Annotated in this window: 8 protein-coding genes; 5 read left to right on the forward strand and 3 right to left on the reverse strand. The window is 36.3% G+C overall.

Annotated elements, in window-relative coordinates; genetic code table 11:
• Nucleotides 1-38: 38 nt before the first annotated feature.
• Together V6256_RS13895 and V6256_RS13900 are read right to left on the reverse strand one after the other, a co-directional pair.
• Nucleotides 39-1,211 carry an amino acid aminotransferase gene (locus V6256_RS13895; RefSeq protein WP_341598826.1) on the reverse strand — a complete coding sequence of 391 codons (1,173 nt, stop codon included), beginning with the start codon at nucleotides 1,209-1,211 and terminating at the stop codon, nucleotides 39-41.
• Nucleotides 1,212-1,238: 27 nt separating this feature from the next.
• The gene (locus tag V6256_RS13900; RefSeq protein WP_341598827.1) at nucleotides 1,239-2,153 is read right to left on the reverse strand and encodes a DMT family transporter; all 915 of its coding nucleotides are present in this window, start codon (nucleotides 2,151-2,153) and stop codon (nucleotides 1,239-1,241) included.
• Between the two features lie 149 nt (nucleotides 2,154-2,302).
• Here V6256_RS13900 and V6256_RS13905 point away from each other — a divergent pair, with 149 nt between their 5' ends.
• The 4 genes from V6256_RS13905 (at nucleotide 2,303) to V6256_RS13920 (ending at nucleotide 7,510) form a co-directional block, all read left to right on the forward strand.
• Nucleotides 2,303-2,758: an Lrp/AsnC family transcriptional regulator gene (locus V6256_RS13905; RefSeq protein ID WP_341598828.1), complete on the forward strand. Its 456-nt coding sequence runs from the start codon at nucleotides 2,303-2,305 to the stop codon at nucleotides 2,756-2,758.
• Between the two features lie 210 nt (nucleotides 2,759-2,968).
• Entirely contained in the window at nucleotides 2,969-4,798 is a 1,830-nt protein-coding gene (locus V6256_RS13910; RefSeq protein ID WP_341598829.1) for an ABC transporter ATP-binding protein, read from the forward strand.
• 502 nt (nucleotides 4,799-5,300) lie between these two features.
• Nucleotides 5,301-6,842, forward strand: coding sequence for an alanine/glycine:cation symporter family protein (locus V6256_RS13915; RefSeq protein ID WP_341598830.1), 1,542 nt, complete (start codon nucleotides 5,301-5,303; stop codon nucleotides 6,840-6,842).
• 101 nt (nucleotides 6,843-6,943) lie between these two features.
• Nucleotides 6,944-7,510, forward strand: a complete 567-nt coding sequence (locus V6256_RS13920; protein ID WP_341598831.1) for a hypothetical protein — start codon at nucleotides 6,944-6,946, stop codon at nucleotides 7,508-7,510.
• A gap of 131 nt (nucleotides 7,511-7,641) precedes the next feature.
• Here the strand turns inward: V6256_RS13920 and V6256_RS13925 are convergent, their stop codons facing one another.
• Entirely contained in the window at nucleotides 7,642-8,049 is a 408-nt protein-coding gene (locus V6256_RS13925) for a hypothetical protein (protein WP_341598832.1), read from the reverse strand.
• Between the two features lie 617 nt (nucleotides 8,050-8,666).
• Between V6256_RS13925 and V6256_RS13930 the strand changes: the two genes are divergently transcribed.
• Nucleotides 8,667-9,218: a hypothetical protein gene (locus tag V6256_RS13930; RefSeq protein ID WP_341598833.1), complete on the forward strand. Its 552-nt coding sequence runs from the start codon at nucleotides 8,667-8,669 to the stop codon at nucleotides 9,216-9,218.
• The last annotated feature ends 251 nt before the right edge of the window (nucleotides 9,219-9,469 follow it).

Raw genomic sequence — 9,469 nt, forward strand, 5'->3', positions numbered from 1 at the left:
GTACATCAATGATAGTTATTGAAGTACATCAATGATAGTTATTGAAGTACATCAACGAGAGCATTGGCTAGATATGCTACTTCAGACTGTTGTAAACCTGCTATATTTATTCTGCCATTTTGCATACCATATATCGCATGCTTTTCTTTTAATAAGTCCATTTGTTGTATGCTTAATGGTAATAAAGAAAACATGCCTTTTTGTTGGGTGATCACCTGTAACGATGCCGGTGCACCTATTGCAGATAAAGCTTCTCCTAATGCTTCTCTTAGATTTCTTACTCGCTCTCGATATACAGTTAGTTCCGCTAACCAAGGTGTTGGATCTGAGAATAATAAATTAGCAACGGCTGCACCATGATTAGGTGGGACAGAGTAATTGCCACGAGTAATACGCTCTAATAAGGTACGAAGCGGGACATGCTGTGAGGTATCCTTTGTTATTACCATTGCCACACCTGTTCGTTCACAATACAGCCCCATATTTTTAGAGCAGCTTGCAGCAACTAACACCAGATCCATTTGCTCTGCTAATAAACGTAGCCCTGCAGCATCGGCATCTGGAGAGTCACCAAAACCTTGGTATGCAATATCAATAAAAGGGACGAGTTTTTGAGCTTTACAAAAATCAGCAAATTGCTGCCATTGTGCTAGCGTAGGATCAACACCTGTAGGATTATGACAACTACCATGAAGTAACAGAATATCACCCTCCTTCGCTTCCTTTAAATCAGCAAAACAGCTTTCCAAATCAAGTACACCATCTTTATGCCCCCATCTGAACGTTTTTACGGTTAACCCCGCTGCTTCCATAATCGGGCGGTGATTAAGATAACCGGGATCAGTATTCCAAATAACAGCGTTAGGCGATAATTTAGCAACTAAATCCCCGACCACTCTCAGCGCTCCCGTCCCACCCACTGTTTGAATGGTACATTGGCTTGCTAATTTTTTACTTTCACCTAATAAAAACTTAGCGACATGATCATTAAACTCTAAATGACCTGAAAGCATTTTATACACTTTAGATTCAGCTTCTTCTGCTAATTTTTTTTCTGCGTTTTGTACCACTTGCATGACAGGTGTTTTGCCTGTTTCATCTCTATAGACTCCGACTAACAAATCTATTTTATGCTCTCTTTGATCCGCCTGAAATTGACCTAACAATGCCCATAATGGGTCACCTTCAACAATTGGTAAATTTTCTAACATGGTTAAACTACCCTAAATAAAAATGAATTAAACTCGACTTGAAAAAATCACTCCCGTGATCGTAATACTGATCCCACCTATAATAATCAATGACAATGACTCATTATAAATGGGCACTGCTAACAGGGAAGTTAACCCTGGAGATAAAGCGCCCATAACAGATGCGTTCGATGGACCTAGTTTATTAACTGCATAAGAAAAGCCGATAGTCGCTAAAATACCAACACCTATCCCCTGCACTATTATAAAAGGTAATGCTTGTTGTAATGAAAACAGCCCAACATTACTATTTAGTCCACCAAAAACCACTAGGATAAATGTAATAAAGAATGACAAGTATGAAGTGATAATAGCAAGGCTAATCGCGTCTAGACCAGCTCGCTTAAGCCCAATTGTATAACATGCCCAAATGCCACCAGCAGCCAATAAAAAACAAACTCCCGTTAACATTTCAGATGAAATATGAGCGCGACCACCAGTAATCATAATCATCACACCAATCACAATTAAGCAAAGTGTAAAGGTTTGTTTTAAAGACACCTTTTGACGATAGAATAAATAAGATATAACAGCAACAAAAAAAGGAGGTGTACTGGTTACAATAGTAGAGACATAAGCACTAGGCGCAGAGGCCGCCCCCAATGAAACTAACAATAAAAAGGGTAAACCACCTAATAACAGCAACAATATATCACTTACTTTAACTTTTTTAATGACGGCTAAGCGGGAGCGGATATAAGGTATCAAGATTAGCATGGGCACAGAAAACCTTAATAAGGCGACATCAGCAACGGTTAAAGGCGAAGCACCGATCCCCCGAATAGATAACACAAAACTGGACCATATAAATAAAACACCAGCCATAACAATATACCCTTTCTGTAAAGGTGATAAGCCATCTGTTTTAGTGAGTTCGATTTGTCTGTTTTCAGTACGTTGCATTAATCAACTTCCTACATTTACTATTATAAAGTAGAATTATCAATTAAAATTAACGCCTTTACTCATCAAAAAACGACTATTTTATTTAAATATTAGCTTAATAAATCAATATAAAGGTAATTATTAGCGCTAACCACCAAGGATAAGTTTTGGACAGAATTGATCGACATATTTTAGCAACGTTACAACATGATGGACGTATTTCAACGGCAGACTTAGCTGAAAAAGTAGGTTTATCCCCTTCTCCTTGCGCTCGGCGCTTAAAACGTTTGGAGGACGATGGGTTTATTCAGCACTATCAAGCTAACTTAGAGAAAGAGAAAGTAGGCATCAACATGACCTTTTTTGTCGAGATTGGGTTAAACCGACACCAAGAAGATACCATTGAATCATTTGAAAGCGCTTTATTAGAGATGCCGGAAGTGATTAATGCGCATGTAGTGTCAGGATCTTTTGATTACTTACTAGAAGTAGTTAGTCCCAATTTACAAGGGTACGAAGCCTTTACCAACAAGCTACACAAACTGAGCAGTGTTAAAGATATACACACCCACCTTTCAGTTAGGCAATTAGCGACGAAACGGGTCTTGCCTGTTTATTTGTAGCGCTCAATGGACATTACCTTTATTTAACCCTGTCAATTTTGGGTTATAAAGTAGGGTTAGAGGCTTCAAATAATAGTTAATCTGCAAATACCAAAAGTAGTTAGTAATTAATGCTTGTTTTATATATCTTAATCATTAGGATCTGCTTTATTTTAACCTGCCTGGATTAAAAGATATTCTGCCAATAAAAAGTATAACAAAGGACATTACATGTATAAATTTTTTGAAAGTCTAGTGCCTGCACTGGATAATCAAGAGCCAAGTCAGCCTCCAAAAACACTTTTTGCTTTTTGCATGCACTATACGCAAGGCTATAAAAAAGCATTGTTTTTTATGACGTTACTTACCTCTTTGTTAGCTATCTTAGAAGTTTCTTTATTCGGCTTTATGGGGCAACTCGTTGATTGGTTAGTCACTAAAAACCCAGAGACACTATTGCAAGAGGAAGGTGTAAAGCTCTTACTGATGTCGGGCATGGTATTAATCTTAATTCCAGCCCTCTCTTTACTGCACTCATTAATTATCCATCAAGTATTATTGGGTAACTACCCAATGTCTATTCGCTGGTTTGCACATCGATACCTTTTAAAACAAAGTGTTTCTTTTTATCAAGAGGACTTTGCTGGTCGTATTGCCACAAAAGTAATGCAAACAGCACTAGCGGTACGTGAAACTGTCATGAAATTATTAAATGTCATGGTCTATATTCTCGTGTACTTGATATCAATGCTAGTGATGGTTGCGCAAGCTGATTATCGTTTAGCAGTACCCATGTTAGTTTGGTTGGTTGTTTATATCTGTATACAAGTCTATTTTGTGCCTAGACTGCGTATCATTGCTGCAGAACAAGCAGATGCCCGCTCGACAATGACAGGTCGAATCGTCGACAGTTACACTAATATATCTACCGTTAAGTTATTCGCTCATACTGACTCAGAGTCTGAGTACGCAAAGCAAGGAATGGAAAGCTTTCTTGATACTGTTTATCGACAAATGCGCTTAGTGACAGGCCTTAACTTCAGTGTTCAACTAGCAAATTATATTTTAGCTTTTGCAATGAGTGCATTAGCGATCGCTTTATGGATGCAGTCGGCAATTACTGTGGGTGCCATTGCAATTGCCATTAGTTTAGCACTTCGCTTAAACGGCATGTCACAATGGATCATGTATGAGCTGAGTGCCCTTTTTGAAAATATTGGTACCGTAACCGATGGTATGAATACGTTGGCAAAACCTAATATCATCACAGACAAGCCTGATGCTAAACCACTGGTTGTAAATCAGGGTACAATCGACTTTCAGGCGATGAGCTTCAACTACGGTGAAAATGAAGGCGTCATTAATAACTTTAATCTTAATATTAAAGCAGGTGAAAAGATTGGCTTAGTTGGGCGTTCAGGTGCTGGTAAATCAACACTTGTTAACCTGCTATTGCGTTTTTATGACACTGAACAAGGCAAAATACTGATCGATGGGCAAGATATTAAAGAAGTTCTTCAAGAAAGCCTACGCTTACAAATTGGTATGGTCACTCAAGATACGTCTCTACTACATCGCTCAATTCGTGAAAATATTCTTTATGGGCGACCAGATGCAACCGATGAAGATATGATTAACGCCACCAAGCAAGCGCAAGCACATGAGTTTATTCTTTCGTTAACTGATAACGAGGGCAATACAGGCTACGATGCACAGGTTGGAGAGCGAGGAGTCAAACTATCAGGCGGCCAACGTCAACGTATCGCGATCTCACGCGTGTTACTAAAAGATGCTCCTATTTTAGTTCTTGATGAAGCAACCTCAGCATTAGACTCTGAAGTTGAAGCGGCAATTCAAGAAAGTTTATATGAGCTAATGCAAGGCAAAAGTGTTATTGCCATTGCCCATAGATTGTCGACTATTGCAGCGATGGATCGCTTAATCGTACTTGATAAAGGCCAAATTATTGAACAAGGAACTCACAATGAGTTACTTGCAAAAAACGGTGTTTATGCGCATTTATGGAATCACCAAACAGGTGGCTTTTTAGCGGAAGACTAATGTCAGCCAGTTAAAAACATTTAAAAACTAAATCTGAAAAATTCAAGTATAGCGTAAAGTTATGCTTGAATTGACTCATTTCAGCAAAGTGCTAATTACTCATTTTATTAAATAAAGATCCACTATCGCATTTATAGAAAATACTAACTCCCCCATTTGCATTAAAATAACTAAGCTTAATCGCTTCAATAAATCATGTTATGCCTAATCAAAAGCAACCACTTTCATATTCATATATAACTAAACTAATGATATAAATTAAACCTAATTTACTTGAAAAAAACGGTTGTAAGCTAATATTGCCCCTGGAAAATATTATTTCATTTACACAAAACCATAAGAAAAAGTGTTTAATACTGTTCAAGACTAGTAATTAAGCATAATAAACTGCTATGGTGATGATTAACTAAACAAAAAAGTTAATCAAACTAATTAAAAACCTCTAGACTATCTAAGTTAAGGATAACTTGTTTTAAATCAAATAATATATAAGGAAGTAATTATGAGAAAAAAACTACCCATTTTAGCTAGCGCCTCGTTAGCATTTAGCAGCAGTGCTTTTGCTGAAGAAGCAAGCTCATTCGCCCAAACTATCGCTGACTTTAGTAGCAGTGTAGATGGATTCTTCAATGACTACACAGGTTGGTTTGTTGGTTTAATCTTTAAAAGTGTCCCCGTTGGTGAAGCAAACTTCCCATTAATTGTAGGCTGGTTATTATTAGCCGCTTTCATCTTCACGCTTTACTTTGGCTTTGTGCAATTTAAACGCGCAGGTATGGCCATCGATATCGTTAAAGGTAAGTACACAGACCCAAACTCTAAAGAAGAAGGTGAAGTATCCCACTTTCAAGCATTAACAACCGCCCTTTCAGGTACCGTTGGCCTTGGTAATATTGCCGGTGTAGGTGTTGCCTTGGCAATTGGTGGTCCAGGTGCGACCTTCTGGATGATTCTATGTGGTCTTCTAGGTATGGCTTCTAAGTTTTGTGAATGTACGCTTGGTGTAAAATATAGAACTATTTTACCTTCAGGTGTCGTTTCTGGTGGCCCAATGTATTACTTAAGCCGAGGATTAAGCGAAAAAGGCCTAGGCGGTTTAGGTAAAGTTTTAGCAATTGGCTTTGCGCTTATGTGTATTCTAGCAACGTTAGGTGCAGGTAACATGTTCCAAGCGAACCAAGCACATGCAATGTTAACTTATGCATTTGATGTTCCAAGTGAATATGGCGTTATGACAGGTATTATATTAGCAGCCCTTGTATTTTCAGTTATTGTTGGAGGCATGCCTTCAATCGCTTCAGTAACAGAGAGAATTGTTCCATGGATGGCTGCGCTTTATGTTGCAATGGCTGTTATTGTTATTGTTGTTAATATCGGTCAAGTTGGTTCTGCATTTGCTGCAATCTTTGAAGGTGCATTTACTGGTGCTGGTGTTGCTGGTGGCTTTATTGGTGCATTAATCCAAGGTTTAAAACGTGCAACCTTCTCAAATGAAGCGGGTGTCGGTTCAGCGGCAATTGCTCACTCAGCAGTAAAAACAAAAGAGCCAATCACAGAAGGTTTAGTATCTCTATTAGAACCGTTTGTTGATACCGTTGTTATTTGTACTATGACAGCATTGGTTATCACTATTGCAGGTTTAAATGTAGCACCATATGATGGAAGCTCTTTAACAGGTGTAACACTAACTGCAGCTTCATTTACAGAAACAGCTGGTATATTTAAATACTTATTAGCCCTAGCCGTTATCATGTTTGCTTTCTCAACAATGATTTCTTGGTCATACTACGGCTTAAAAGCATGGACTTACTTATTCGGTGAAAGCAAAACGATTGAACTGCTTTTCAAAGTTATCTTCTGTGTATTTGTTATCATTGGAGCAACTATCCAGTTTGGTGCTGTTATAGACTTCTCTGATGCTGCTTTATTTGCAATGTCTATCTTTAACATCATCGGCTTATACTTCTTAATGCCAGTGGTTAAAAAAGAATTAGGATCATTTGTTGCACGTATCAAATCAGGTGAAATTAAAACTTACAAATAGTCCAATAGTAAAAGATTTACAATATGATTAAAAAAACCCACTTCGGTGGGTTTTTTTGTATTATATTATAAATTATTACTGTCTACCTAAAGAGAGACCACATGGACGAAAGTAACGCTTATATAGTTGACTTGAACCGCAGTTTACTTGGGTATGGCCCTAAATTCTTATCTCATAAATTGATTATTAAAGATGACCTCGCTTATTTACAACCCACTATTGCAGCGATGTTATTTTGTGTTATTTATATCGTGGTCGGTATCTTTTTAATAGGTATTGCAATGTATCAATCATTGCACCTATCCAAATACGATCTAGCCATCTTTGTGGGTGGGTTTGGTGTCGCTATTTGTACTTTTGGCTTTGCCTTAATAAAACCTTTTTTAACAAGAGCCAGCTTTAACAGAGTGACAGGCGTGTTCAATAATCACAAAGACCGTGATGTGAAGTTACACCATATCGTCTCATTGCAAATTAATAATAAGATAATCAAACAAAAACATGCATTAAATTACCCTTGTTATGAATTAAATTTACTAACTGAGCATGGCAGAAGAATTAATATTCTCAATCATAATGATCAACAACAATTGGTTTATGATGCAGAGTTATTAAGCCATTTTTTAAAGGTAGAAGTGATTGATTGCCGCAGAGAAATTATCTTGTAATCACCTCAGCTACGATTAACTTTTTTTTATAACAGAGCGCTCAAAGCCCACCTTCAATAAGAACCTATAATCCCTAATTAATAATTCATTAGAGGCCACTTTGCCAAGCACTTTATATTTAATGGTATGCTTTATTGATCTGTTTTTTTAATATTAGGCACTTTTACATATGGGAGATATTTAACCCAAAAAAATAACCCTATTAGAAAAAAGATAGGAGATAGATACATACATAGATGTGTAATGAACTTGTTCAATTTGACAATAGATTTATTCATATTAATAGATTGATTTGCTGAATCTAATGTTGCTTGGGCGATAACCAAATTAATTTGATCTTCTGGTGCAATCTTATCGAGACTTTCATAATAAGTCACTTGCGCCTGTGCAATGTTTTTTGATTCATTAAATTGGCTTTCAGTAGAAGCTAAGCTTAATAATTCAGATAATACCGAGGTAATTAAAAAGGCAAGTACGATAACGCTCGTTTTAAAACAAAAGCGATGAATATCAGCCTGAGAAAAAATTTTATCTTTCACAAATGCTCCTTATTACATAATAAATTGGATATCCTTTCTAATCCTCAACTATTGTCCCTATATAAATAGTAAAGTCTTCCAGAGAGGTAATACTTTTAATATATAGTGAATAAAATTATCATCAACTAAAAAATAGATTGGCGTTATAAACGAGTCATATTGAAATAAAAATCGGCCCTCGAAACAACAATATTTTATCTACAACTAATAAATGACAATCAAAAAATATAATTAAATTCAGTAGTTTACACAGAGAAGGCAATGTTATGAAAGACTATTGATTATCGTAATATCTATTTAGCCGTTTTTATATGTATTGACCAATTAACGATACTTAACCTTTCTCATTCCGTAATTAATTGATTATATTTATACAAAAAAAATAAGCTTCATTCCAAAATAAAAATAAAAGACATTTAAATCATTAAGTTAGTGTACAAATGTAAAGTGAAAATATCAGCTTACTTTTATTTTATCTTAAAGGTAGAATTTTGATAGCGAGCACGTGTATGATTATCACGGAAGTTTACATAACTCGGCCATTGGTCATTTTATTTTTTCTATTAAAATAAAAACTTAGGCCACTAAACCACCCTATTAATTTACGGAGCTTTACCATGATAAAATTAAAAAATTTAACGATTCCTTTAATCTCTCTAGCCGCAGTATTCAGCTTAGCTGCATGTAGTGATGAGCCAGAAAGTAAAGCAGATAAGGTAGCTGAAAGTGTTGAAAATGCTGTAGAAGATGCGGGCGATAAAATCGATGAAATCGCTGAAAATACAGATAAAAAGATTGATGAAATAGCTGAAAGTGCAGGTGAAGCAGCTGATACAGCAAGCGATAAAATGGATGAAATTGCCGATCAAGCCGATCAAGCAGCTAATACTGCAGGTGATAAAATGAGTGAAATGGTCGATCAAGCCGATCAAGCTGCTGGTACTGCAAGCGATAAAATGAGTGAAATGGTTGATCAAGCTGGCCAAGCGGCTAATACTGCAGGTGATAAAGTGACTAATACACTAAATGGTGCACTAAATGATGCAGATACAGCTGCGGATAATGCAGGTGACAAAATCAATGAATCAGCTAAAGATTTAGGTAATGCAATTGAAGACACTTGTGAAAAAGCAAAAGCAGGCGTTAATGCAGAAGATACTGATTGTTAATAAGACTGACAATAGTTAACTTAGTGTAAGAATTGCACATAAGTTATTTAAAAACATGAAGTTAAAATTTTAACTTCATGTTTTAAGATATTTACATACCAGCCCTAATCTCACTTATTAACACTTTTCAGCATTTTTTTATGGCTTAACACGGCCACCGAATCGTCACTTTAATGTTTAAAAATCTAACAAAAATTTAATTATACCAATTATATTAAATAAGTGATCTAAATTTTGCGCAGGAAAAATGA

Origin of the sequence: Psychromonas aquatilis (genome assembly GCF_038155185.1) — a bacterium.
Classification (GTDB): Bacteria; Pseudomonadota; Gammaproteobacteria; order Enterobacterales; family Psychromonadaceae; genus Psychromonas; species Psychromonas aquatilis.

Coding starts and splice junctions, on each gene's coding strand:
- V6256_RS13895 (WP_341598826.1), bottom strand. CDS start 1,211: ATGTTAGAAAATTTACCAATTGTTGAAGGTGACCCATTATGGGCATTG.
- V6256_RS13900 (WP_341598827.1), bottom strand. CDS start 2,153: ATGCAACGTACTGAAAACAGACAAATCGAACTCACTAAAACAGATGGC.
- V6256_RS13910 (WP_341598829.1), top strand. CDS start 2,969: ATGTATAAATTTTTTGAAAGTCTAGTGCCTGCACTGGATAATCAAGAG.
- V6256_RS13915 (WP_341598830.1), top strand. CDS start 5,301: ATGAGAAAAAAACTACCCATTTTAGCTAGCGCCTCGTTAGCATTTAGC.
- V6256_RS13920 (WP_341598831.1), top strand. CDS start 6,944: ATGGACGAAAGTAACGCTTATATAGTTGACTTGAACCGCAGTTTACTT.
- V6256_RS13930 (WP_341598833.1), top strand. CDS start 8,667: ATGATAAAATTAAAAAATTTAACGATTCCTTTAATCTCTCTAGCCGCA.